The organism is Pseudonocardia sp. CA-142604, from assembly GCF_050948475.1.
Taxonomy (GTDB): domain Bacteria; phylum Actinomycetota; class Actinomycetes; order Mycobacteriales; family Pseudonocardiaceae; genus Pseudonocardia; species Pseudonocardia alaniniphila.
Window position 1 is genome coordinate 6,435,649 of record NZ_CP192045.1, and the last position, 24,352, is coordinate 6,460,000.

19 protein-coding genes and 2 rRNA genes (1 of these 21 cut by a window edge) are annotated in these 24,352 nt (G+C 68.8%); 11 read left to right on the top strand and 10 right to left on the bottom strand.

The features are described from left to right. The first annotated feature begins 141 nt into the window (after nt 1-141). The 4 genes from ACQPZQ_RS29180 (at nt 142) to ACQPZQ_RS29195 (ending at nt 4,886) form a co-directional block, all read left to right on the top strand. Nucleotides 142-1,125, top strand: coding sequence for a LacI family DNA-binding transcriptional regulator (locus tag ACQPZQ_RS29180; RefSeq protein WP_433285984.1), 984 nt, complete (start codon nt 142-144; stop codon nt 1,123-1,125). Further along, on the top strand, nt 1,122-2,540 hold the full coding sequence (locus ACQPZQ_RS29185) for a PfkB family carbohydrate kinase (RefSeq protein ID WP_433285986.1): 1,419 nt from the start codon (nt 1,122-1,124) through the stop codon (nt 2,538-2,540). The genes ACQPZQ_RS29180 and ACQPZQ_RS29185 overlap by 4 nt, the downstream gene beginning before the upstream one ends. 40 nt (nt 2,541-2,580) lie before the next feature. Further along, complete coding sequence (locus ACQPZQ_RS29190; RefSeq protein WP_433285988.1) at nt 2,581-3,924, top strand: MFS transporter; 1,344 nt, start codon at nt 2,581-2,583, stop codon at nt 3,922-3,924. A gap of 320 nt (nt 3,925-4,244) precedes the next feature. Continuing rightward, on the top strand, nt 4,245-4,886 hold the full coding sequence (locus ACQPZQ_RS29195; RefSeq protein WP_433285990.1) for an SGNH/GDSL hydrolase family protein: 642 nt from the start codon (nt 4,245-4,247) through the stop codon (nt 4,884-4,886). An 83-nt stretch (nt 4,887-4,969) separates the two neighbouring features. Here the strand turns inward: ACQPZQ_RS29195 and ACQPZQ_RS29200 are convergent, their stop codons facing one another. Both ACQPZQ_RS29200 and ACQPZQ_RS29205 read right to left on the bottom strand, forming a co-directional pair. Then, complete coding sequence (locus ACQPZQ_RS29200; protein WP_433285992.1) at nt 4,970-5,764, bottom strand: methylated-DNA--[protein]-cysteine S-methyltransferase; 795 nt, start codon at nt 5,762-5,764, stop codon at nt 4,970-4,972. Further along, nucleotides 5,761-6,471 carry an RNA polymerase sigma factor gene (locus ACQPZQ_RS29205; RefSeq protein ID WP_433285993.1) on the bottom strand — a complete coding sequence of 237 codons (711 nt, stop codon included), beginning with the start codon at nt 6,469-6,471 and terminating at the stop codon, nt 5,761-5,763. The genes ACQPZQ_RS29200 and ACQPZQ_RS29205 overlap by 4 nt, the downstream gene beginning before the upstream one ends. A 194-nt stretch (nt 6,472-6,665) precedes the next feature. Between ACQPZQ_RS29205 and ACQPZQ_RS29210 the strand changes: the two genes are divergently transcribed. The 4 genes from ACQPZQ_RS29210 (at nt 6,666) to ACQPZQ_RS29225 (ending at nt 9,119) form a co-directional block, all read left to right on the top strand. Beyond that, on the top strand, nt 6,666-7,211 hold the full coding sequence (locus ACQPZQ_RS29210) for a methylated-DNA--[protein]-cysteine S-methyltransferase (protein WP_433285995.1): 546 nt from the start codon (nt 6,666-6,668) through the stop codon (nt 7,209-7,211). A gap of 114 nt (nt 7,212-7,325) precedes the next feature. Then, nucleotides 7,326-7,805 (top strand): DUF2975 domain-containing protein, encoded by a 480-nt coding sequence (locus ACQPZQ_RS29215; RefSeq protein ID WP_433285997.1) that lies wholly within the window; start codon nt 7,326-7,328, stop codon nt 7,803-7,805. Continuing rightward, nucleotides 7,805-8,011: a helix-turn-helix domain-containing protein gene (locus ACQPZQ_RS29220; protein WP_241034089.1), complete on the top strand. Its 207-nt coding sequence runs from the start codon at nt 7,805-7,807 to the stop codon at nt 8,009-8,011. Before ACQPZQ_RS29215 ends, ACQPZQ_RS29220 begins: the two co-directional genes overlap by 1 nt. A 208-nt stretch (nt 8,012-8,219) precedes the next feature. Further along, entirely contained in the window at nt 8,220-9,119 is a 900-nt protein-coding gene (locus tag ACQPZQ_RS29225; protein ID WP_433285999.1) for an alpha/beta fold hydrolase, read from the top strand. Here the strand turns inward: ACQPZQ_RS29225 and ACQPZQ_RS29230 are convergent. From ACQPZQ_RS29230 to kdpF, 6 genes are all read right to left on the bottom strand, one after another. After that, nucleotides 9,095-9,799, bottom strand: a complete 705-nt coding sequence (locus ACQPZQ_RS29230) for a response regulator (protein WP_433286001.1) — start codon at nt 9,797-9,799, stop codon at nt 9,095-9,097. The two genes, ACQPZQ_RS29225 and ACQPZQ_RS29230, sit on opposite strands and share 25 nt — an antisense overlap. Beyond that, on the bottom strand, nt 9,796-12,324 hold the full coding sequence (locus ACQPZQ_RS29235; protein WP_433286003.1) for a DUF4118 domain-containing protein: 2,529 nt from the start codon (nt 12,322-12,324) through the stop codon (nt 9,796-9,798). Before ACQPZQ_RS29235 ends, ACQPZQ_RS29230 begins: the two co-directional genes overlap by 4 nt. A 73-nt stretch (nt 12,325-12,397) precedes the next feature. Beyond that, the gene (locus ACQPZQ_RS29240) at nt 12,398-13,015 is read right to left on the bottom strand and encodes a potassium-transporting ATPase subunit C (RefSeq protein ID WP_433286006.1); all 618 of its coding nucleotides are present in this window, start codon (nt 13,013-13,015) and stop codon (nt 12,398-12,400) included. A gap of 5 nt (nt 13,016-13,020) precedes the next feature. Then, nucleotides 13,021-15,111, bottom strand: a complete 2,091-nt coding sequence (gene kdpB, locus ACQPZQ_RS29245; RefSeq protein WP_433286008.1) for a potassium-transporting ATPase subunit KdpB — start codon at nt 15,109-15,111, stop codon at nt 13,021-13,023. Between the two features lie 85 nt (nt 15,112-15,196). Further along, the gene (gene kdpA, locus ACQPZQ_RS29250; RefSeq protein WP_433286010.1) at nt 15,197-16,870 is read right to left on the bottom strand and encodes a potassium-transporting ATPase subunit KdpA; all 1,674 of its coding nucleotides are present in this window, start codon (nt 16,868-16,870) and stop codon (nt 15,197-15,199) included. Then, entirely contained in the window at nt 16,870-16,962 is a 93-nt protein-coding gene (gene kdpF, locus ACQPZQ_RS29255; protein ID WP_433286012.1) for a K(+)-transporting ATPase subunit F, read from the bottom strand. The genes kdpA and kdpF overlap by 1 nt, the downstream gene beginning before the upstream one ends. Nucleotides 16,963-17,410: 448 nt before the next feature. Here kdpF and ACQPZQ_RS29260 point away from each other — a divergent pair, with 448 nt between their 5' ends. The 3 genes from ACQPZQ_RS29260 to ACQPZQ_RS29270 all read left to right on the top strand — a co-directional run bounded on the left by ACQPZQ_RS29260 (nt 17,411) and on the right by ACQPZQ_RS29270 (nt 22,145). Next, a complete protein-coding gene (locus ACQPZQ_RS29260) occupies nt 17,411-18,973 on the top strand; it encodes a Na+/H+ antiporter (protein ID WP_433286013.1) in 1,563 nt (520 codons plus the stop codon). 287 nt (nt 18,974-19,260) lie between these two features. Continuing rightward, complete coding sequence (locus tag ACQPZQ_RS29265) at nt 19,261-21,171, top strand: APC family permease (protein ID WP_433286016.1); 1,911 nt, start codon at nt 19,261-19,263, stop codon at nt 21,169-21,171. A 488-nt stretch (nt 21,172-21,659) separates the two neighbouring features. Continuing rightward, nucleotides 21,660-22,145, top strand: a complete 486-nt coding sequence (locus tag ACQPZQ_RS29270; RefSeq protein WP_433286017.1) for a glutathione peroxidase — start codon at nt 21,660-21,662, stop codon at nt 22,143-22,145. A gap of 91 nt (nt 22,146-22,236) precedes the next feature. On the opposite strand, the gene rrf is transcribed toward ACQPZQ_RS29270, so the two are convergent. Together rrf and ACQPZQ_RS29280 are read right to left on the bottom strand one after the other, a co-directional pair. After that, nucleotides 22,237-22,353: ribosomal RNA gene (gene rrf, locus ACQPZQ_RS29275) — 5S ribosomal RNA — on the bottom strand. A gap of 110 nt (nt 22,354-22,463) precedes the next feature. After that, nucleotides 22,464-24,352 (bottom strand): 23S ribosomal RNA (locus ACQPZQ_RS29280) (it continues 1,227 nt past the right edge of the window).

A 24,352-nucleotide genomic window follows, 5' to 3' on the forward strand; every position in this document is an offset into this window, starting at 1 on the left:
TCCTGGCCCACCGTCAATCATCCTGTGAACGCAGCAGACGATGTCACCGCCTCCTGGCTCCCGATTCGTTGACTTCGAGGAGAGCATGCCCCAGCATCGCTGGAACCGGTTCCATGGAACCGGTTCCAGGAAGGGATGTGCATGACGACCATCCGGGACGTCGCGGCGCTCGCCGGCGTTTCCCTCGGCACGGTGTCACGGGTCCTCGCCGGCAGCCCGGCGACCTCGGCCGAGTCGCGGCAACGGGTCGCCGCCGCCGTGGCCCAGCTCGGGTACCTGCCGAACGCACGTGCAGGCTCGCTGCGCCGAGCCAAGACCGACGTCGTCGGCATCCTGATCTCCGACGTGCGCAACCCCTTCTTCGCCGAGCTCGCCCACGCGGCCGAGCAGGAGGCGCTGCGCCGTGGCTACGTCGTGATGCTCGCCAACGCTGACGAGGACGCCGCGCAGGAGCAGCTCTACCTGCGCACCTTCTCGGCGCAGCGGGTCGACGGCGTGCTCATGGCGCCCCAGTCGAAGGACCGCGTCCATCTCGACCGGCTCATCGGCACCGGGCTGCCGGTCGTCTTCGTCGACCGTGTCCTGCCCGGTCTCGACGTCCCGAGCGTCACCTCCGACAACGTGGGCGGAATGCGCTCCGCCCTGGAGTACCTCGTGGCGCGGGGTCACCGGCGGATCGGCTACGTCGGCGGGCCGGCGCCCGTGTCGACCGCGATCGACCGGCTGGACGCCTTCGTGCACCTGCGCGCAGAGCTCGGGCTGCCCGACGACGAGAGCCTCGTGCAGGAGGGGGACTTCCGCGCCGAGAGCGGGGCGGCCGCGGTCGACCGCATGCTCGCCTCCGGGTCCGCGCCGACCGCGGTGCTCGCCGCCGACGGGCTCATGGCCCTCGGGGCACTCGCGGCACTTCGGCGCCACGGCGTCCGCGACAAGATCGAGTTGATGTCCTTCGACGACCTGGCGTGGTTCGAGGAGCTGACCCCACCCGTCTCGGCGATCGCGAACGACGCGACGGCGATGGGCCGGGAGGGAATGGCGGCCCTGCTCGATGCCGTCGAGGGCGGCCGGCCCGTGTCGGTCACCGTGCCGACGCGGCTCGTCGACCGCCGCGGAGCCGGATCGTGAGCACAGCGGCGGGGACCGTCGTCGTGGTCGGCAGCATCAATCTCGACCTGGTCCTGCGCGTCGAGGAGCTGCCCGCGCCGGGGGCGACCACGCACTCACGGAGCCTCGACGAGTCCACGGGCGGCAAGGGTGCGAACCAGGCCGTCGCGGCCGCGGCGGCGGGAGCACCGACGCGGATGGTGGGCGCGGTCGGTGCCCACGATGCCGGCCCCCGGATCCTCGACGACCTCGCAGCCCGCGGCGTCGACGTGAGCGGGGTGCGTCTGCTCGAAGGCGTCGCGACCGGCCGCGCCGTCGTCACCGTGGACGCCCGCGGGGAGAACTCCATCGTCCTCTCGGCGGGGGCCAACGGCGAGGTGCGCGGCGACGCCGTCGAGCGCGCACTCGCTGGTCTCGGGCCCTCGGACGTCCTCGTCCTCCAGAACGAGATCTCCGTCGAGGCCACCGCCGCGGCCGCCCGCGCGGCCCGTGATCACGGCGCCCGGGTCGTGTGGAACGCCGCCCCGGCCCCGGCCGGACGCGCCGAGATCCTCGACGACGTCGACCTGCTCGTCGTCAACGAAGGGGAGCTCGGCGTGATCGCCCGGCACCTCGGCGTCGAGGGAAGCACCGTCCCGGCAGTCGTGGCGGCCGTGCGGGGCGTCGTCGGAGCGGGCGTCATCTGCACCCGCGGCGCCGCAGGCACGCACTTCGCGATAGGCGCGGAGACCGGCACCGTCCCGGCTCCGGCGGTGCACGTCGTCGACACCACAGGGGCCGGCGACACGTTCGTCGGCTACATCTGCGCGCAGTGGGCGATGGGCGGGGAAGCGTCCGTCGTCGAACGGATCGAGCTCGCCACAGCGGCAGCCACCCTCGCCGTGACACGGCCGGGCTCAGCCTCCGCCATCCCCTCCCGATCCGCCGTGGAGGACAGCCGCGGTCCGGGCCGCATCGACAGAAAGGACGATCCGATGAAGGTTGCACTCGGGGCCGACCACGCGGGGTTCCCGCTCAAAGGCTTCGTCCGTGCTGCGATTGAACGCCTCGGACACGAGGTCCTGGATTGCGGGACCGACAGCGAGGAGCCCGTCGACTTCCCCGACATCACCGCGGCGACGTGCGAGCCCGTCCTCGACGGCCGCGTGGACCGCGCCATCCTCGTCTGCGGGTCGGGCGCCGGGGCCATCATGGCGGCCAACAAGATCGCCGGGATCCGGTGCGCGCTCGCACACGAGCCGTACTCCGCCCACCAGGCGGTCGAGCACGACGACGCGAACGCGATCGCCATGGGCGCGTGGCTCGTCCCCCGCGCCCTGGTCGGGGAGATCGTGGACCGCTTCCTCTCGGCCACCTTCGACGACGATGTGGACACCGTCCGGCGGGTGGCGAAGCTGCGCGCCCTGGAGCAACGCAGCGCCGACATGCTGCGCTGACCCCGATGACACGACACTGCGAATCGCCGGAGATTCCCCGATGACCGACACCGCCCGACCCGTCCGCGCCTCGGTGCGGGGCACGCCCGACCGCAGGAAGACGGCACTGGCCGCAGCGGTCGGCACGAGCGTCGAGAACTACGATTTCATCGCCTACGGAACGGCGTCCGCGCTCTACTTCGGCGCGGTGTTCTTCCCGGAGACCGACCCCGTCGTCGGCACGCTGCTGTCCTTCGCCACGCTGGCCGTCGGCTTCCTGATGCGACCGCTGGGCGGAGCCTTGGGCGGATACCTCGGCGACCGGTTCGGCCGGAAGCCGGTGCTGGTCGCGGCCATGCTGGTGATGGGCGGGGCGACGTTCCTGATCGGCGTCCTGCCCACCTATGCCCAGGTCGGTGTGCTGGCACCGATCCTTCTCGTGCTGATCCGGATGGTCCAAGGCCTGGCCTTCGGCGCGGAGTGGGGCGGCGCGGTGACGATGGCCTACGAGCACGCCCCGTGGAACCGCCGCGGCATGTACGCCGCGATCCCCCAGGCCGGCAACCCGCTCGGCATCGCCCTGTCGAGCGCGATGTTCTTCTTCAGCGCCAACCTGGAGGGCGACTGGAAGTGGCGGGTGCCGTTCCTCGTCAGCGCCGTGCTCGTGATCGCCGGCCTGATCGTGCGTGCCCGACTCAGTGAGTCGCCGGAGTTCGAGGAGGCGAAGGCAGCCGGCAGGACCGAGAAGAACCCGCTCCTCACCGTGCTGCGCCGCGACTGGCGGGGCATTCTGCGCGTCATCGCGCTGAGGATCGTGGAGTCCTTCGCCTACTACTCCACCGCGACCTTCCTGCTCAGCCACATCAGCACCCAGCATCCTGACGTGCGGTCCGTCGCGCTCGGCGCCATCACGGCCGCGAGCATCGTGGCCATCGGGGTCACGTTCGCGGCGGGAAGCCTGACCGACCGCATCGGACGGCGCCCGATCTACATCGTCGCCTGCATCGCCGCGATGCTGTTCGGGTTCCCGATGTTCGCCTTGACCGAAGGCGGCAACCCCGTCATGGTCGTGGCGGTGTTCGTGATCGGCATCGGGCTCATCCACGCCTCACTGACCGGCACCCAGGGCTCGCTGCTCACCGAACAGTTCCGCACGAGCACCCGCACCTCGGGCGCATCGATCGGCTACCAGGTAGCCGCATCGCTGGGCGGCTTCGCGCCACTGCTCGCAGCGGTGGCGGTCGGCGCCATCGGCTGGCCCGGCGCGGCGCTGCTGTACGTCGGGGCCGCGGTCGTCGGCCTGATCGGCATCCTGCTGACCCGTGAGACGTGGGGGCCGCGTGAGCGGGCGGAGGTCGCGGCGCTGCTGCGCGACGAGGATGCCCGAACACCCGAGCACTCCTGACGAGATGAGCGGTCGTGGCCACTTCTCGCATCGGACATCGGGCACGTCCATGTCGACGGCTCCACGACGAGGCAACGAACATTTCCACGCCGCTGGTGGTGGGGGCACCATCGGCCCCGGAAACGGCATGATCGACCCTGACGACTTCCGTGGCACGTGTTCGAGCTGATGGGTGCGACATGCGACGACGAGGCCACCCGCGAGAGCCCCGAGCAGGCCGTCGTGCACTGCCGGCCCTCGCTGCCGTTCTGGCCGCTGCAGTGGGGTTCGCCGTCATGTTCGACGCGGCGACGCACGACGCTGCGGGGCACGATGCGGTCGTGGGTGCGGCCACGACCGCAGGTGTCGCCACCCATCCGTTGCGGATCATGGCTCTGGGCAACTCCAGCACGGTGGGCGTGGGCAGTCCCGGCACGGCCGGATTCCGTGGCCCGCTCGAGTCGCTCCTGGCCCGCGACGGGATCGCGTTCGTGATGGTGGGTTCGCAGCAGACGGGTCCTCCGTCGGTGCCCGACCGCCACCACGAGGGTCATCCCGGATGGACGCTGGTGCAGATGCAGCCGCTGGTCGCCGGGTGGATGAGGGCGCAGCGCCCGGATGTGGTGCTTCTGCAGGTCGCCACCAACGACCTGAACAGCGGTGTGAGCGCTCGGGTCACGGCCGCACGTCTCGACAGGCTGCTGGACACCATCCACGGCGTGTCGCACGCGGCAGTGTTCGTGGCCGGTGTGTGGGCGCCGCTGCACGATCATCCCCAGGCCCGCGCCGAGTACGAGCGGCTGGCCGCCGCGGTGGTGGCCCGGCACGAGAGCCGAGGCCAGCCGATGACCTTCGTCGACACGTCCACGCTGCTCGGGCCCGGCGACCTCTCCGACGGCTTGCATCCGAACAGGAACGGCTACCGCAAGATCGCGGCGGTGTGGGACAGGGAGATCCGCTCCTTCGTGGCGGGCCGGCACTGACCGAGATCCCGCCGAGCACTGGGCGGCGGCCGTCACGACCGAGCAGCATGGAGGCGCGCTGACCGTCCGGGGTGGACGTGCCCTCAGGCACCGAGCTCCGCCACCCCGGGCCGGCACGTGCGGCACGGCCGGTAGCCGGCGGCCACAGCACCGGCGAGGGTGGTGAAGCCCTGCCGGTGGGCCGGAGTGATCCGGCGGGCGTCACTGCAGCTCGGGAAGCAGACGATTCCGGTGGTGTCGCTGGCCAGGTAGTGCACGCCATCGCGGGCGAGGGACCGGATCTCGTCGAGGTTGACTGCCTCACCGCGTAGCAGTTCCTCCTTGTGCACGGACCCGAAGAGGTACTGCCCGATCGCACCATCGGCGCGCACGACGCGGTGGCACGGCACCAGCAGTGGCACCGGATTGCGGGCCAGGACGCTTCCCACGGCACGGACCGCCCTCGGGCTGCCGGCCTCGCGAGCCACCCAGTTGTAGGGGCGCGTCTGTCCCGCCGGGATACGGCGGGTCGCGCTGAGCACGGCCTGCTCGAACGCCGTCAGCCCGGCCAGGTCGAGGCGCAGGTTGCGGGCCGTACGGCCGTGCAGCGCCGGCAGTACGCCGGCAGGCACCGTCCTGGCCTGCTGCAACGGCCGGGCGAAGCGCGCCCGATACTCCTGCGCGAACTCCTCGACGTCGCCGTGCACCGACTCCGACGGGCAGACGAACTGCACGCCTGCGCCCGTGAACGCGACGAATACCTCGCCGAGCCGGCTCGGTGCGCTCGCCCAGCGGGCGAAGACCCTGTCGGGCAGCGTCACGGGCGCGGACGCAGCCAGCGAACCGAGCGCGCTGATGATCTGTCGGTCGCTGTCGAATCGCGAGTCATTGGTGGTCATCGACGTCTCTCCCCCGATGCGAGCACCGGCTGTGCCGTGCGGTTGACGGTCACGGGAACCACCCTGGGCAGCGCGTCGGTGCCGCGGCGCGGGCCCGGGACGGTCATGGTCTCGGTGAGCAGTGCTCGGAGTCGCTGTAGTCCCCGTGAGATGTGCGATTTGGCCGTTCCGTCCTTGCAGCCCAGCACCTGCGCGACCTCCCCGGTGGGCAGGCCGACGACATGGCGGAGGACAACCGCCGTGCGCTGCACCTCGGGCAGCTCGGCCAACGCACTACCCAGCTCGCGCCTGGTCTCCGCCCGCTCTGCCTGCTCAGCGGGCCCCGCCGCGGAGTCCGACGCGTCACGCGGCTCCGACATCGGCGGCGGAGCGGGCCGGCGGGCGGCATCCCGAGCGCGGTTGCGCGCGGCGTTCCTCAGGATGGTCATCAGCCACGGGCGTACCGACAGGTCGCGGATCCGCTGGGCGCTGTAGCCCCGCAGCGCCCGGTACGCCCGCAGCAGGGTGTCGGCCGCGAGGTCCTCCGCGTCGGCCGTCCCGCGTGTCAGGTTGTGGGCGACGGAGAACACGAGGTCACCGTGCATGCGCACGAGTTCGGCGAACCCGGCGTCGAGATCGGCGACCAGGTCGCGGGACAGGTGGTCTTCGACCGAGCCGTCGTCGGGAGAACCGGCCGAGGCCGTCCCGCCGTCGTTGTCTTCGACCATGTCTGACAGAACACCGCCTCACGGCAACGGTTGCAGCGACGCCCGAAAAATCGCGGCCGCCTCCCGGCCGGGCCATCTCGAAACCCGTCGGCACACCATCGGGCCCGCATCGACCCGTCTGCAACCGCTGCGGCGCTTCGGGGTTCTGCATCTTCGAAGCCGGGAGCACTCCCGGCCCCCGGAAGGAGACGATCATGTCCACCCCAGCAGCGCACCCGACGGTCGTCCACGACACTCCGATCGGCCGGCTCTCCCTGTCCGCGTCGGACGCCGGGATCACCCGCGTACGGTTCCGCGCGACGGCCACCGACGCGCCTTCAGTGCGTGAAGCGGGGTCCGGTAGAGCGTGGCAGTGGCTCGACCAGGCACGGCGCCAACTCGACGAGTACTTCGCCGGAACGCGCACCCGCTTCACGGTGCCGATCGACCTGAACAGGCTCGACCCCGAGCGCCGCGCTGTACTCGAGGCCCTCGCCCATGGCGTCGAGCACGGTGAGACCACCACCTACGGAGCCCTGGCCGCAGCCGTCGGCCTCACCGGGGACGGCCCTCGCCGTGTCGGCGTCGCCATGGCCCGAAACCCCGTGCCGATCCTGGTGGCCTGCCACCGTGTCGTCGGCGCCGACGGCAATCTCACCGGCTACGCAGGCGGCGTCGGAGTCAAACGGGCCCTGCTCGACCTGGAGAGCCGCGGCCGCCGACCGGCACAGCTCGCCCTGTCCTTCGCCGACCGAGGCTGACCGGCTCTCGCCGCGATCGTCACCTGTCCCCTACTCCGGGGATCACTCGCTGGGGACGCCGTGCATCGATAGGCGTCGATTGACAGTCGATAGATAGCAAGCGATACTCGATGCATGATCGCAGAGCACCGAGCGGTAACCCCGCTCCGGGTATTCCTCGTGCTGTTGTTCGGGATCCTGCTCGTCTTCCAGACCCTCTCGCTGCCCGGAGGCATCGCACACATGGCGCAGGAGTCCCCGCGCGATGCGCATCTGAGGTGGCCGCTGACAGCCCTGGCGGTGTTCTGGGTGCTGTGTGTCCAAGTGGTGATCGTGGCCACCTGGAAGTTGCTCACCATGGTCAAGAACGACCGCATCTTCACCAAGGCGTCGTTGGTGTGGGTGGATGTGATCGTGTGGGCCATCGTTGCCGCGTGGGTGGTACTGCTGGGTGTATTCGTCTGGGTCGGTTTGCAGGCGGACGACCCCGGAATGCCGATGGTGTTGTTGCTGATGTTGATCGGCGTCGCTGTGATCGGACTCCTGATGGTGGTGATGCGTGCATTGCTACGGCAAGCCACCACATTGCGCACCGACATGGAATCGGTCATCTGATGCCGATCGTGGTGCGCATCGACGTCGAACTGGCCAAACGCAAGATGAGCGTCGGTGAATTCGCCGAGCGCGTCGGGCTCACGCCCGCGAACGTGGCGGTTCTGAAGAACGGCCGCGCCAAGGCTGTGCGCTTCAGCACGCTGGAAGCCATGTGCCGGGTACTCGAATGCCAGCCCGGCGATCTGCTCGAATGGGTCGAGGCATGACGACCGCACCCTGACCCACCACGCTGCACTCGACGTGGCGATCATCCGCGCCCGCGCCTACCGTGGCACGGGCGCGGGCGTCGTCGCACCGAGCCCGCTCGATCCGGACGCTCACATTCGCCGCCCGGCGCGCCGGGCAGCCACATCGCCTTTGACGGTCACATCGCCGCCCGCGACGCAGCCATCACGTCAAAGGAGGCAACCAGCCATGATCGACGTGCATCACCGCACCATGACCGTGAACGGCCACGAGGTCTTCTACCGGGAAGCCGGCGCCGCCGACGCACCAGTGGTCCTGCTCCTGCACGGCTTTCCCACCAGCTCACGCATGTTCCGCAACCTCATTCCCGCACTCGCCGACCGCTATCACCTCATCGCGCCCGACCATCTCGGCTTCGGGCATTCGGCCACGCCACCGGCGGACGAGTTCACCTACACGTTCGACGCACTCACCGACGTCACCCAGGGCCTGCTCGACCAACTCGGCGTCGACCGATTCACCATGTACGTGCAGGACTACGGCGCGCCCATCGGCTGGCGCCTGGCACTGCGCCAACCCAGCAGAGTGCAGACCATCATCAGTCAGAGCGGGAACGCCTACGACGACGGCTTCGTCCCCGCCTTCTGGGCACCGATCTGGGCGTACGCACAGGACCCCGGCCCCGACACCGAGCGGCCCCTCCGCGGTGCATTCGAGCTCGACGCCATCCGCTGGCAGTACCTCACCGGCGTGCCCGAGCCCGACCTGGTCGACCCCGACACCTGGCTCCTCGACCACTCCGGACTGCTCCGCCCCGGGAACGACCGGATCCAGCTCGACCTCTTCCGCGACTACGCCACCAACCCGCCGCTCTACCCCGCTGTTCAGGAGTTCTTCCGCACGAGCCAGGTGCCCACGCTGGCGGTCTGGGGCGCAGGCGACGAGATCTTCGGTCCCGACGGCGCAACGGCCTTCAGGCGCGACCTTCCCGACGCCGAGATCCACCTCGTCCGAGGAGGGCACTTCCTGCTCGAAAGCGCCCTCGACACGGTGACCGGATACATCCGCGGCTTCCTCGGCCGCGCCCTCGCCGAGAGCTCTCCTCAGCGTTCGGGCTCGAAGCGGTAACCCATTCCGGCTTCGGTGATCAGATAGCGGGGGTGCGCGGGATCCGGTTCCAGCTTGCGGCGCAGTTGGGCCATGTAGACCCGCAGGTAGTTGGTCTCAGTGCCGTGGCTGGGGCCCCAGACCGTCCGCAGAAGCTCCCGCTGCCCGACGAGCTTGCCGCGGTGGCGCACCAGCAGTTCCAGCACACCCCATTCGGTCGGGGTCAGCCGCACGTTCCCGCCGTCACGGATGACCTTCTTGGCCGCGAGGTCCACTGTGAAGGCAGCGGTCTCGACCACGGGCTCCGAGGCCGCGCCGCTGTCGGCGCTCCACACAGCCGACCGGCGTACCGCGGCACGAAGCCGGGCCAGCAGCTCGGCCATCCCGAACGGTTTGGTGACGTAGTCATCAGCGCCCGCGTCCAGCGCTTTCACCATTGCGCCGGAGGCGTGCCGTGCCGTCAGCACGATGATCGGCATCCTGGTCCAGCCGCGGAGGCCCGCGATCACCTCGGTTCCGTCCATGTCGGGCAGCCCGAGGTCGAGCACGACGACGTCGGGATGGGCGTCGGCCGCGGCCCGCAGCGCGGATCTGCCGTCAGGCGCGACGATCACGTGGTAGCCGTGCGCCGTGAGGTTGATCCGCAGCGCGCGGAGGATCTGGAGGTCGTCGTCGACCACCAGGATTCTGCGCGCGGTCACTGACACCGGTCCCCGCCCTCGAACTCGGGCAACGAGACGACGACCGTCAGGCCGCCGCCGGGTGTGTCCTCTGCAGTCAACGTCCCTCCCATGATCGTCGTGAGGCCACGGGCCACCGACAGCCCGAGGCCCACACCGGTGGCGCCGTCCCGGTCACTCGGCCACGCCCCGCCCACCCGTTTGAACGGCGCGAACAGCGCGTCCCTCGACTTCTTCGGCACCCCCGGCCCCGAGTCGGCGATACGCAGTTCGACCCGGCGGGCGTACGCACTCGCCCGGAGCACGATCGGCGCGTCGCCCGCGTAGCGAAGCGCGTTGTCGACGACGTTCGCGACCACGCGTTCGAGCAGCCCGGGGTCGGCGAGGACATCAGGCAGCGTCTCGTCGATGTCGACCTTCACCCGGCCCATTCCTTTCAACCCGACGAGGGCCCGGCTCGCGACCTCGTAGTAGCCGACGGCCGTGAGCAGCGGTGTGACCGCGGCGGAGGCGAGGCGGGAAGAGTCGAGCAGGTTGTCGACGAGCCCGGTGAGCCGGTCGGCCGACTCGTCGATGGTGGTCATCAGCTCGCGCTGATCGGCTCGAGGCAGTTCGAGATCCGGGTCGAGCAGGCTGCCCGTCGCCGCCTTGATCGAGGTCAGGGGGCTACGCAGGTCGTGACCGACCGCCGAGAGCAGCGCGCTGTGCGGCTCCGTCGCCTCGGCGCGACTGCGTGACTCCTCGGCGGCCGCCGATGCCCGCTGACTCCGTAGCGCGAGGAGCGCCTGGCTTCCGACCACCTCCAGCAGCCTGCGGTCCGCTGCCGCGAGGGAGCGCCCGCTACCGATGAGGTGCAGGTTCTCCTCGACCTCCACGTCGACGTCCGCCTCCTCCGGTGTCATGCACCCGTTCCGGCCCGACGACGTGACACACCGCCAGTCGTCCGGGCCGGTGCGCTCCAGGATCGCCACCGAGTGCAGGCCGAACGCCTCACGCACCTTCTCCAGCAGGCGAGGCAGCGGTTCGGTCCGGGTGAGCACGGTGCGGGCGAACGACGCGAGCAGCGCGCCCTCGGCACGCGCCCGCGCGGCCTGCTGCGCGCGCCGGGCCGCCCGGTCGACGACGAGCGCCACGAGCGCGCCGACCAGCATCATCGCCAGCACGGTGACCAGGTTCTCGGTCTCGCCGATGGTGAGGGAGTACAGCGGCGGTGTGAGGAAGAAGTTCAGCATGAGCCCGCCCAGCACCGCCGCGAGAAGGGCGGGGCCCAGCCCGCCGACCAACGCCACGAGGACCGTCGCCAGGAAGAACATCACGACGTCGCTCGCCATCCCGAGCACTCCCTGCAGCATCGCCCCTGCGACGGTCGCGAGGCTCGGGAGCAGGAGCGCGAGCACCCAGCCCGCCGTCAGACGGGTCGGCGACAGGACGGTGTGGAAGGCCGGCAGGTGCACGCCGCGCCCCGCCCCGGCGTGGGTGACCATGTGGACGTCGATCGAGCCGGACTCCTGGATAACCCGCGAGCCGATCCCCTCGTCGAAGATGCGGGCGATCCGGGAGCGCCGCGATGTGCCCAGCACCAACTGGGTGGCGTTGGCGCCGCGGGCGAAGTCCAGCAGTGCGGTCGGCACGTCCTCCCCGCCCACGACCGTGTGGAAGCTCGCCCCGATGTCGTCGGCGAGCCCGCGCAAGCGGGGGACGGCCCCGGCAGGGGGGCCGGCGAGTCCGTCGCCGCGCAGCACGTGCACGGCGAGCAGGTCGGCCGTGCCGGAGCGCTTCGCGATGCGGGCGGCCCGGCGGAGCACCGTCTCGCTCTCCTTGTCGCCCGTGAGCGCGACGACCACCCGCTCCCTGGTCTCCCAGGTCTCCGTCACCGCCTTGTCGCGGCGGTAGCGCTGCAAAGCCACGTCGACCTCGTCAGCCACCCAGAGCAGGGCCAGCTCCCGCAACGCGGTCAGGTTGCTCGGCTGGAAGAAGTTGGCGAGCGCCGCGTCCACCTTCTCCGCCGGGTAGACATTGCCGTGCGCCATCCGCCTGCGAAGGGCCTCCGGCGTGATGTCGACCAGCTCGATCTGATCGGCCCTGCGCACCTCGTCGTCGGGCACCGTCTCTCGTGGACGAATGCCCGTGATCCGCTCCACGACATCGTTGAGCGACTCGAGATGCTGGATGTTGACGGTCGTCAGGACGTCGATCCCGGCCTCGAGGAGCTCCTCGACGTCCTCCCAGCGCTTGGCGTGGCGCGATCCCGGGGCGTTGGTGTGGGCCAGCTCGTCGACCAGAACGACCTCGGGCGCACGTGCCAGCACGCCGTCGAGGTCGAGCTCGTCGAGGCCCGGATGGCCACCCACCGGCCGGCGCGGCACGACGTCCAGGCCGGCGAGCAACTCGGCCGTCTTCGTCCGGCCGTGGGTCTCCACCAGCCCGACGACCACGTCGGTGCCCCGTTCGAGGCGGCGGCGTGCCTCACCGAGCATCGCGTACGTCTTGCCGACCCCGGGAGCCGCACCGAGGTAGATCCGCAGGTCACCGCGTCGTGTTGTCATATCCGCTGTCCTCGCCGGCATGCACGGCGTGCGCGGAGACCGCCGTAGCGGTCTCCGCGCACGGAGGGATCACTCAGCGGGCCGCCTCCTGCACCGCGAGGTTCAGCTCGGTGACGTTGACCGTCGGCTCCCCGAGGAAGCCGAGGATCCGTCCGGTGCTCGCCTTCGCGATGAGGTCACGGACCTCGTCCTGCGACAACCCGGTCACCTGGGCCACGCGAGCGGCCTGCAACTCGGCGTACTCGGGGCTGATGTGCGGGTCGAGTCCGGAGCTGGACGCGGTCACCGCGTCCGGCGGTACGAGCGCCGGGTTCACGCCCTCCCGCTGCGCGATCAGGTCACGCCGCTGGTTGATGGTGTCGAGCAGGTCCTGGTCGAACCCGCCCTTGTTGGAACCACCGGAGGTGGTGGTGTCGCCCGGCCCGAGCACGTCCTCGGCCGAAGCTGCCGGCCGGGTGTGGAAGTAGGGGTCGGCGGCCGGGTCCGCGGGCACCGGGTCGATGCCGATGAGCGACGACCCGACAGGCGTGCCATCGGCGGAGTAGATGATCGAGCCCTCGGCGTTGGCGGAGAGTCCGGGGATGCGTCCGATCCCGTACACCACCAGCGGGTAGATGATCCCGCAGAGGATGGTGAACGCGATCAGGACCCGCAGCCCGGTGGCGGTCTGGCGCCACAGCGTGGTGAGCATGAACCTCAGATCCCTGGAATCAGACGGACGAGCAGGTCGATGACGAAGATCCCGAGGAACGGTGTGACCACACCGCCCAGGCCGTAGATCAGCAGGTTTCGCCGCAACAAGTGGGCCGCGCTGGTGGGCCGATACCGGACGCCCCGCAGAGCGAGCGGGATCAGCGCCACGATGATCAGGGCGTTGAAGATGACCGCCGAAAGGATCGCGGACTCCGGCGTCGAGAGCTGCATGATGTTCAGCAGCCCAAGCGAGGGATACACCACGACGAACATCGCCGGGAGGATCGCGAAGTACTTCGCGAGGTCGTTGGCGATGCTGAACGTGGTCAGCGCGCCACGGGTGATCAGCAGCTGCTTGCCGATCTCCACGATCTCGATCAGCTTGGTCGGGTCGGAGTCCAGGTCGACCATGTTCCCGGCCTCCTTGGCCGCGGCCGTCCCGGTGTTCATCGCCACCCCGACATCGGCCTGCGCGAGCGCCGGCGCGTCGTTGGTGCCGTCACCGGTCATCGCGACCAGCCGCCCACCCTCCTGCTCCTGACGGATCAACGCCATCTTGTCCTCGGGCGTCGCCTCGGCCAGATGGTCATCCACCCCCGCCTCGGCCGCGATCGCCCGCGCCGTCCGCGGGTTGTCACCCGTGATCATCACCGTCCGAATACCCATCGCCCGCAACTCGCTGAACCGGGCACGCATACCGGGCTTCACCACGTCCGACAACCGGATCACACCCAGCACCCGGGCGGACCCGCTGCCGTCGGGGGAGCTCGCGTCGGCCACCACCAGCGGGGTGCCACCGCCGTCGGAGATCTCGGCGACGATCGCCTCCACCTCGAAGTTGTCGTTGCCGCCCGCCCACTGGGCCACAGCGGACGCCGCGCCCTTGCGGACGGAGCGGCCGGTCAGATCCACACCCGACATGCGGGTCTGGGCGGTGAACGGCACGAACTCCGCCACCGCCTCGTCGGCAGTCGCCTCGGCGGGCAGCCCGTACTCCCGGGCACACAGCTCGACGATGCTGCGCCCTTCCGGCGTCAGGTCCGCCAAGCTCGACAGCCGAGCCGCGGCCGCCAGATCCTCGACCTGCACGCCCGACACCGGGATCAACTCCGTCGCCTGCCGGTTGCCGAAGGTGATCGTGCCCGTCTTGTCCAACAACAGCGTGTCGATATCGCCCGCCGCCTCGACCGCACGACCGGAGGTGGCCAGCACGTTGCGCTGCACCAACCGGTCCATCCCCGCGATACCGATCGCCGAGAGCAACGCACCGATCGTCGTCGGGATCAGACACACCAACAGCGCGGTCAGCACGATCAGCGACTGGTTCACCCCGGCATACGTGGACATCGGGGCCACCGCCACCACGGCCAGCAGGAAGATGATCGTCAGCACCGCCAGCAGGATCGTCAACGCGATCTCATTCGGCGTCTTCTGCCGCGAGGCACCCTCGACCAGCGCGATCATCCGGTCCACGAACGACTCACCCGGCTTCGTCGTGATCTTCACGACCACCCGGTCCGACAACACCGTGGTGCCACCCGTTACCGAACTGCGGTCACCACCGGCCTCCCGGATCACCGGGGCCGACTCACCCGTGATCGCCGACTCATCCACCGTCGCGATGCCCTCGACGACATCCCCGTCACCCGGGATCGTCTCCCCCGCCTCGACCACCACCAGGTCACCGATACGCAACTCGGTGCCCGGCACCGACTCCTCCGCACCATGCGAACCCAGCCGCCGCGCGACCGTCTCCTTCTTCGTACGCCGCAGCGACTCCGCCTGCGCCTTACCCCGACCCTCCGCCACCGCCTCGGCCAGGTTCGCGAACAACACCGTGAACCACAGCCACACCGCGATCCACCACGCGAACACCGACGGCTGGATGATCGCCATCACCGTCACGACAACGGACCCGACCCACACCACGAACATGACCGGGTTGCGCAACTGCGTACGCGGGTCCAGCTTGCGCAACGCCTCCGGCAACGACTCCCACAGCTGACTCGGGCTGAACGCGCCCGCCTTGACCGCCTGGCCCGCTACGGGGGCCGGCGCGGCCGGACGCTCACGCTCCTTGACTTCGAGACTCACGCCCGCTCCTCGCTGACGCTCGTGTGCCGCCGTTGTGCCGCGGCTGTGATGGGGGACAAGAACGTGCGCTCACGGATGCCCGTCCTCATGAGAGGGCCTCCGCGATGGGCCCGAGCGCCAGGGCCGGGAAGAACGTGAGGGCGGCGACCAGGATGATCGTGCCGCCGACCAGGACGCCGAACAGAGCACCGTCCGTCGGCAGCGTGCCCGCACTGGCCTCCACCCGCTTCTGCTTCGCCAGCGAACCGGCCAGCGCGAGCACCGCGAGGATCGGCACGAAACGGCCGAACAGCATCGCCAGCCCCAGCGTGGACTGGAAGAAGTCACTGGTCACGGTGATTCCGGCGAACGCACTGCCGTTGTTGTTCGACGCCGACGTGTAGGCGTACAACACCTCGGAGAAACCGTGCGAACCATCGTTGTTGAGAGCGTCCAGCGTGCTCGGCAGCGCGATCGCCAGGCCGGTGCCGATCAGCACGAGCGCCGGCATCGCAAGAATCGAGATCGAGGCCGCTGTCACCTGCACCCGGCCGAGCTTCTTCCCCAGGTACTCCGGGGTGCGCCCGACCATCAGCCCGGCCAGGAACACCGCGATGATCGCCAGCACCAGGATGCCGTACAGACCCGTACCGGTCCCACCGGGCGCGACCTCACCGAGCAGCATGTTCAGCAGCGTGATCCCGCCGGCTCCGCCGGTGTAGCTGTCGTGCATCGAGCTGACGGCGCCGGTCGACGTTCCGGTCGTCGAGACCGCGAAGAGGATCGAGCTGGGGATCCCGAGCCGGACCTCCTTGCCCTCCATCGCCCCACCAGCCGCGATGGCCGCGGGGCCGTTCGGGTTGGCCTCGGACAGCCAGGCCAGGGCGACGAACGCCAGCCAGATGACACCCATGACCACAGCGAGTACGACACCTTGGCGGGTGTTGCGGACCATCGTCCCGAACGTTCGGGTGAGAGCCACGGGGATCACGAGTTCGAGGAAATACTCGAAGAAGTTGCTCAGCGCGTTCGGGTTCTCGAACGGGTGCGCGGAGTTGGCGTTGAAGATCCCGCCGCCGTTCGTCCCGAGCTCCTTGATGGCTTCCTGAGAGGCCGCGGGTGCCAGCGGAAGCGTGTGCGTCGAGCCGTCCACGGAAACGACGTCGATACCGGACCGGAGCGACATCACCACGCCCATCGCCATGAGAACGATCGCGGCAATGAACGAGATCGGCAGCATGATGCGCACGACCGTGCGGGTCAGGTCGACCCAGAAATTGCCCAACCGGTCAGTGCTGTGGCGGACGAACCCGCGGATCAGCGCGATCGCAACCGCGATCCCGACCGAGGCCGACACGACGTTCTGCACGGTCAGCCCGGCCATCTGCACCGTGTGACCGAGCACCGTCTCCGGCACGTAGGACTGCCAGTTCGTGTTCGTCACGAACGAGACCGCGGTGTTGAACGCCATCGCGGCCGGCACGGTGTTGCCGTCGACGCCCCGGTCGAATCCGAGCGGCAGCAGCGGCTGGATCCGCTGCAGCAGGTACAGCAGAATTACGCTGACGAAAGAGAAGCCCAGCACACCGGCTGCGTAGGTGCTCCAGCGCTGTTCCGTGGCGGCGTCGACCCGGAAGAGGCGGTAGAAGGCGGCCTCGATACGCCAGTGGTTCTCGCTCGTGAACACCCGCGCCATGTAGTCGCCGAGGGGCTTCCACAGCAGTGCGAGGACCAGCAGAATTGCGCCGACCTGGATCAGGCCGGCAACGGTCGACGACATCAGAAGCGCTCCGGTCGCAGCAAGGCGATGAACAGGTAGACGAGCAAGCCGAGTGCGACAAGCCCGCCCACTATGTAGGAGACCGTGTTCACAGCGACTCCAACCCCCTCAGGATCAAAGCCAGCGTCGCGAATCCGGCTATCACCAGAACCACGAAGGCCACGTCGGCCATCAAAACCCCTTTTACGTGAACGTGGCCCGCCCATGCGGCAGACTCGGGCCGCCGGGAGTGTCGTGTGCCCGCGCCCAGGAGTAACACAGGTCAACACGGTCTTGACGCGATCGACCGTTGACCTTGATGCAACCTTGACGGCCGTGCCGCGTACCGCACCCCGGACCAGGCATCTCGACGCGTTCAGTCCTTTATGGATAGATGGCTCTTCCTTGACTTAGGCGGAGGCCCGATCTGCGCGCCATCCGCGTACGCGCACCCGGAAAAACGTTCACGCTCGCCGGCTCGCGCACGTAGGCTGCCCTCGGAGCGCCGGGAAGTCTGGTCGGCAGTGGTGTCGCAAACTGCCGAGGAGGCCCGCGCCGTCGATGCACAGCGTCGAGACAGTCCTGTTCCTGGTCGCCCTTGCCACCGTGGTGGCCACCTTCGCCAGACGCCTTCAGCTCCCCGCACCGTCCTTGCTGGTCGTGGCGGGTGTCGTCATCGGCCTGCTCCCGGGCGTCCCGGCCGTCGAGGTCACGCCGGAGCTGGTCAGCCTGGTCGTCCTGCCGCCCTTGCTCTTCGCCGCGGGCGAGGAACTGCCCTGGCGCGAGCTTCGGTCGGTGTGGCGGTCCGTCACCGTCCTGTCGATCGGCCTGGTCGCGGTCTCCGCCGCGGCCGTGGCGTTCCTGACGGTCCTGCTGACGCCACTGCCGTTCGGCATGGCGTTCGTGCTGGGTGCGGTCCTCGCCAGCACCGACCCGGTGGCGGTCAACGCGCTGGGCCGACGGCTCGCGCTCCCGCCCCGGATCCAGGCCCTGGTACTGGCGGAGAGCCTGTTCAACGACGCCACCAGCCTGCTGCTGTTCCGGGTCGCGCTGACGGCGGCAGTGGCTGCGGGATCGATCACGTGGGCCTCAACCGCCGGCACCTTCGCACTGCTCGCCGGTGGCGGCGTTCTCGTCGGGGGTCTGGTGGCGCTGGGCGCCTACGTGATCCGGCGCCGGACGACGGACCCGGTGCTCGAAACGATTGTCTGTCTGCTGACGCCCTACCTCGCCTACGTGGCGGCCGAGTCGATATCGGCGTCCGGAGTGACCGCCGTGGTGGTGACCAGCGTCATCCTCGGCACGCAGGCACGGAAGCTGACCACTGCCCGGATCCGTCTGCAACTGAACGCCGTCTTCCAGACCATCGTCTTCGTACTCGAGAGCGTGATCTTCGGGTTGATCGGTCTGCAGCTACCCGGGCTGGTGAGCAGGCTCGCGGGGAGCCAGTCCCAGTGGCCCCTTCAGGCCCTGGCGATCGCCGCGACGCTGGTCGTCGTCCGGGTGCTGTGGATCTTCCCCCTCGCCGCGCTGTCCCGGCACAACTCGGACGGCGCGCTGTCCTGGAGAGCGCCCGTCGTGGTGTCGTGGGCCGGAGCACGAGGGGTCGTCCCCCTCGCCGCCGCCCTGTCGATTCCCCTGGCCGAGGGCTCCCCGGTCGGGCAGGCCGAACGCGACCTGGTTCTCGTGCTCACCATTGCGGTCATCGTGATCACGTTGATCGTGCAGGGCTTCACCCTCGCACCGCTGGTCAACAGCACCGGAATCGCGCTGACGGCCACCCATCTCAGCCACGAACAAGCCACCGCCCGTGCACAGCTCGCCGAGGCGGCGCTGAACTATCTCGACGACATCCAGGACTCCGAGACCGCACCCGAGTTCACCATCCAGGAGCTCCGGCAAAGCTGGAAGGCCAGGCTCGCCCGGGTCGTGGCCCACGGTAGCGAGGATCCCGTGGAGACGGCGGCGTCCATCGCGTACCGGCACCTTCGCCAGGACCTGCTGAACGTCGAAGCGGCCGAGCTCGAGCGCTTGTATGAGCAGGGCGCCGTCAGCGACAGCACCCGACGCCGTATCCACCGCATCCTCGACCTGGAGCAGGCCGGCCTGTCCGACGACCCATGAAGAGCAGTCTTCCGCGCTGTCCGGAGCGGCGGCAGCCTCTCCAAGTCCGCTTTGTCGCCGACGCGGTCGGTCTTGACGGGCTCTTCACTCCCGGTTCATGACGGGATCCGCGGCCGCGGTCCACGACACTGTGCGCGATGAGTCATCCGGGTGTGCTGCGTCACTCGTCAAGAAGTCGTGAGGAACAGCGGCCCGATATCGGCCGTGGTCGGAAGATCACCGCCGCGGGGTGCAGCCGCCTCCGCAGGTATGACGGCGGCTTTCTCTGCCGCGGGAAGAAGCTCCTGATGACCCAGGTCGCCGCCGGTCTCCGGCGCGTACGGCCGGTGCGGCCCGTCGCAGAGGACCGCCACCGGCTCACCGCGACGACCGGCATCGCCGCGCTCGGGCTGGACGCGCTGGCGTCCTGCGCGTACGGCCCCGAGTCGATCGTGCTCGCCCTGGGCGTGGCGGGCGCTGCGGGGATCGGGCTCACGGTGCCGGTCACACTCGTGATCGTCGGGCTGCTGGCCGTGCTCGTCGTCTGCTACCGGCAGGTCATCGCCGCGTATCCCGACGGCGGCGGCGCTTACACCGTCGCCCGCGACAACCTGGGACGCCGGGCAGGCCTGGTGGCTGCAGCGTCGCTGGTGGTCGACTACGTGCTCAACGTAGCCGTCTCCGTCGCCGCCGGGGTGGCCGCGCTGACGTCCGCGTTCCCCGAGTTGCTGCCGTGGACCGTGGAGCTGTGCATCGCGGTCCTGCTGCTGGTGACCGGCGTGAACCTGCGCGGTGTGGTCACCGGCGGGAAGCTCTTCGCGCTACCCGCCCTGGTCTTCGTCGGATCGCTGGTGGTGCTCATCGTCGTGGGCCTGGTGCGCGGTGGCCCGATGGCGCCGCTGCCGCCGGCGGATCCGGTGATCACGCCGCAGGCCGTCGGGATCCTGCTGGTCCTCGCCGCGTTCGCGAACGGATGTTCCGCCCTCACCGGAGTGGAGGCGATCGCGAACGCCACCCCGTCGTTCCGCTCCCCGGGCCGTGCTCGGGCACGGCGGGCAGAGGCGGGGCTCGGGCTCATTCTCGGCACCTTGCTGATCGGGCTCGCCGTACTGGTCGAGATGTTCCACGCGGGTCCGGTGACGGACCGCACGCTGCTGTCGCTGCTGGCCGAGGGCTCGATCGGGACGGGCCCGTTGTACGTGGTGGTGCAGCTGGCCACGGTCGTACTGCTCGGGCTCGCCGCCAACACCTCCTTCGGCGGACTCCCGGTGCTCGCCGCACGGCTGGCCGCCGACGGAGCCCTGCCCCACGTGTTCGGTCTGCGGGGTGACCGGCAGGTCTACCGCGCGTCGATCGTCGTGCTGGCTGTGTTGTCGGCCGCGCTGCTCCTGTTCTCCGCCGGCCAGGTCGCCGTGCTCGTGCCGCTGTTCGCCATCGGAGTCTTCGTCGGATTCTCGCTCTGCCAGGCCGGCATGCTGCGGCACTGGTGGACGCACCGCGGCCCGCAGTGGCGCCGGAAAGCCGCGCTGAGCGTGCTGGGCGTCACGCTGACCGGGGCAGCGGCGATCGTCCTCACTGCGGAGAAGTTCACCGCGGGGGCGTGGCTGATCGTGCTGGTGATCCCGCTCCTCGTGCTGCTGTTCGTCGGTGTGCGGCACTCCTACGCCCGGATCGGTCACGTGCTCGAGGTCGACCGGTGCCCGCAGCCACCCAGGCCCACGCCCTCCGTGGTCGTGGTGCCCGTGGTCGGCATCAGCAGGCTGGCCGAGGAGAGCCTGTCGGCGGCACTGTCGATGGGCGGCCGGACGGTCGCCGTGCACGTGGTGCTCGGTGAGGAGAGCGAGGACCGCACGGAAGCCGACGCATTCCAGGATCGCTGGCAGGAGTGGCGCCCCGACGTCCCCCTGGTCCTGCTCCCCGCCGTCGACGAACGCGGTAGGCCGAGCCGTGTGCTCGGGCCGGCGATCGCGCGCTACCTGCGCAGCGTCTCCGAGCCCGCGGGGGAACGCGCGCTGCTGCTCGTCGGTGAGGTCGCTCCCGACCACTGGTGGCAGCGGGTCCTGTTCAACCGGCGGGGCGCCGTGGTTGCCCGCTATGCCGAGCGGCATACCGACGCCGTCGTCTGCCGGCTGCGGTTCCGGCTGCTTCCTCGGCGGCACGGCGAACCGGCGCACACCCCCACCGAGAACCGATCCCTCGTACCCACGCAGACCGTGTGACCCACCGCCACGGGATCGGCGCCGAGGAATGGCTCATCCGCGGAAGACGCCTTCTTCCCGGCTGGGCGCATTCCCGCCTACGCCGGGGGTACCGCTGTTCCTCTACCTGCTCCTCGTGCCGCGCGCCGACGGGTGGGCGATCCTCGTGCTGGCCGGGCGCTGCCCTTCCTGCGAGAACCGGCCGGGCGTGACTCCGATCTCCATTTCGCATTCGACGACGTGCCCCAGAGAAGCAGTCGCGGTATCCGGGTACGGCGACCGGGGCCGTCTCGGATCTCGATCGGAGATAACGCGGGTACTCACGGCGGGCACATCACCGTCCCCTCGCCTCGGCGCCGGCCCGTGCTCGACAATGAACGGCCCCGGTGATCGCCGGGACGGCCCACCCGGCAGCTCCAACCTACGCAGCGGGCAGCTCCTCGCGATGCCGTTGTGACCGGAAGGTCGTCCTTGGCGGCAGCGCTGCGCCCGGTCGTAGGCTCAGGATCATGGCTCTCTACGACACCCCGATCGCCGCGCTCAACGGCGAGCCCTTCGATCTCGAGGCGCTGCGCGGCCGCGCCGTGCTGGTGGTCAACGTCGCCTCGAAGTGCGGGCTGACCCCGCAGTACACCGGGCTGGAGGAGCTCCAGGAGCGCTACGCCGAGAAGGGCTTCATCGTGCTCGGCGTGCCGTGCAACCAGTTCGGCGGCCAGGAGCCCGGCACCGCCGAAGAGATCGCGACCTTCTGCTCCGCCACGTACGGCGTGACCTTCCCGCTCACCGAGAAGATCGACGTCAACGGCGACACGCGCCACCCGCTCTACGGCGAGCTCACCACCACCCCCGACGCCGAGGGCGCGGCTGGCGACGTGCAGTGGAACTTCGAGAAGTTCCTCCTCGGGACCGACGGCATCGTGCTGCGCCGGTTCCGTCCGCGCACCGAGCCGACCTCGCCGGAGATCACCGAGGCGATCGAGGCCGCCCTGCCGTAGGGGCCGGCTGACCGCCACGCGGCTCCTGGCTCAAAAATGCATAAAAAAGTAGGCCCCCGCCTTCCGGCGGGGGCCCACAACAAACGTTGAATGTCGGCGACGACCTACTCTCCCACACCCTAACGAGTGCAGTACCATCGGCGCTGGAGGGCTTAGCTTCCGGGTTCGGGATGGGACCGGGCGTTTCCCCTCCGCCACAACCACCGACAACACTATCAACTTATGGCCGAACAAACAGTGGATGCGAGAGTTCCGCACCCCGACCACACAATGTGTTTTGTGTGTTCAGGGTCGCACAGTGGATGCAAACAACTTGTCATGAACAAGCCCTCGGCCTATTAGTACCAGTCAACTCCACCCCTCACAGGGCTTCCATCTCTGGCCTATCAACCCAGTGGTCTGCTGGGGGCCTTAACCACGCAAGGTGGTGGGAGACCTCATCTTGGAACGAGCTTCCCGCTTAGATGCCTTCAGCGGTTATCCCTTCCGAACATAGCCAACCAGCCGTGCCCCTGGCGGGACAACTGGCACACCAGAGGTTCGTCCGTCCCGGTCCTCTCGTACTAGGGACAGCCTTCCTCAAGTCTCCTACGCGCGCGGCGGATAGGGACCGAACTGTCTCACGACGTTCTAAACCCAGCTCGCGTACCGCTTTAATGGGCGAACAGCCCAACCCTTGGGACCTACTCCAGCCCCAGGATGCGACGAGCCGACATCGAGGTGCCAAACCATGCCGTCGATATGGACTCTTGGGCAAGATCAGCCTGTTATCCCCGGGGTACCTTTTATCCGTTGAGCGACACCCCTTCCACCAGGAGGTGCCGGATCACTAGTCCCGACTTTCGTCCCTGCTCGACCTGTCAGTCTCACAGTCAAGCTCCCTTGTGCACTTACACTCAACACCTGATTGCCAACCAGGCTGAGGGAACCTTTGGGCGCCTCCGTTACATTTTGGGAGGCAACCGCCCCAGTTAAACTACCCACCAGGCACTGTCCCTGAACCAGATCATGGCCCGAGGTTGAGACACCCAATTCGACCAGAGTGGTATTTCAACAACGACTCCACAACCACTGGCGTGGCCGCTTCACAGTCTCCCACCTATCCTACACAAGCCGAACCGAGCACCAATACCAAGCTATAGTAAAGGTCCCGGGGTCTTTCCGTCCTGCCGCGCGTAACGAGCATCTTTACTCGTAGTGCAATTTCGCCGAGTCTGTGGTCGAGACAGCGCCCAAGTCGTTACGCCATTCGTGCAGGTCGGAACTTACCCGACAAGGAATTTCGCTACCTTAGGATGGTTATAGTTACCACCGCCGTTTACTGGCGCTTAAATTCTCCGCTTCGCCCCGAAGAGCTAACAGGTCCTCTTAACGTTCCAGCACCGGGCAGGCGTCAGTCCGTATACATCGTCTTGCGACTTCGCACGGACCTGTGTTTTTAGTAAACAGTCGCTTGGGCCTGGTCTCTGCGGCCGCCCAGCCCTAGCCCGCGAAGAGCTTCAAACCAGACGGCCCTCCTTCTCCCGAAGTTACGGAGGTATTTTGCCGAGTTCCTTAACCACAGTTCACTCGATCGCCTCGGTATTCTCTACCTGACCACCTGTGTCGGTTTAGGGTACGGGCCACAACAGCACTCGCTAGAGGCTTTTCTCGGCAGCATGGGATCATCCTACTTCGCCTCAATCGGCTACGCGTCACCTCTCACCCTGCATGACACCCGGATTTACCTAGATGTCGGGCTACGGGCTTACACCAGTACTACCATTCACTGGCGGGACTACCCTCCTGCGTCACCCCATCGCTTGCCTACTACCGGATCGGGTCCCACGCTCCCCCGACAAGGACTCCCGAAGGACTCCAAGCGAGTTCGGATGGTCAGCATCACCGGCCTCAGCACGGACGCACTGTCACGGGCACGGGAATATCAACCCGTTGTCCATCGACTACGCCTGTCGGCCTCGCCTTAGGTCCCGGCTCACCCTGGGCGGATTAACCTGGCCCAGGAACCCTTGGTCATTCGGCGGCAGAGGTTCTCACTCTGCATTCGCTACTCATGCCTGCATTCTCACTCGCACACCCTCCACGACTCAATCACTCGGCCGCTTCACCGGATGCACGACGCTCCCCTACCCAACACCACGACTACACCCAGCTCCTCGAAAAGAACCAGGCGGATCTCTAGTGGCATTGCCACGGCTTCGGCGGTG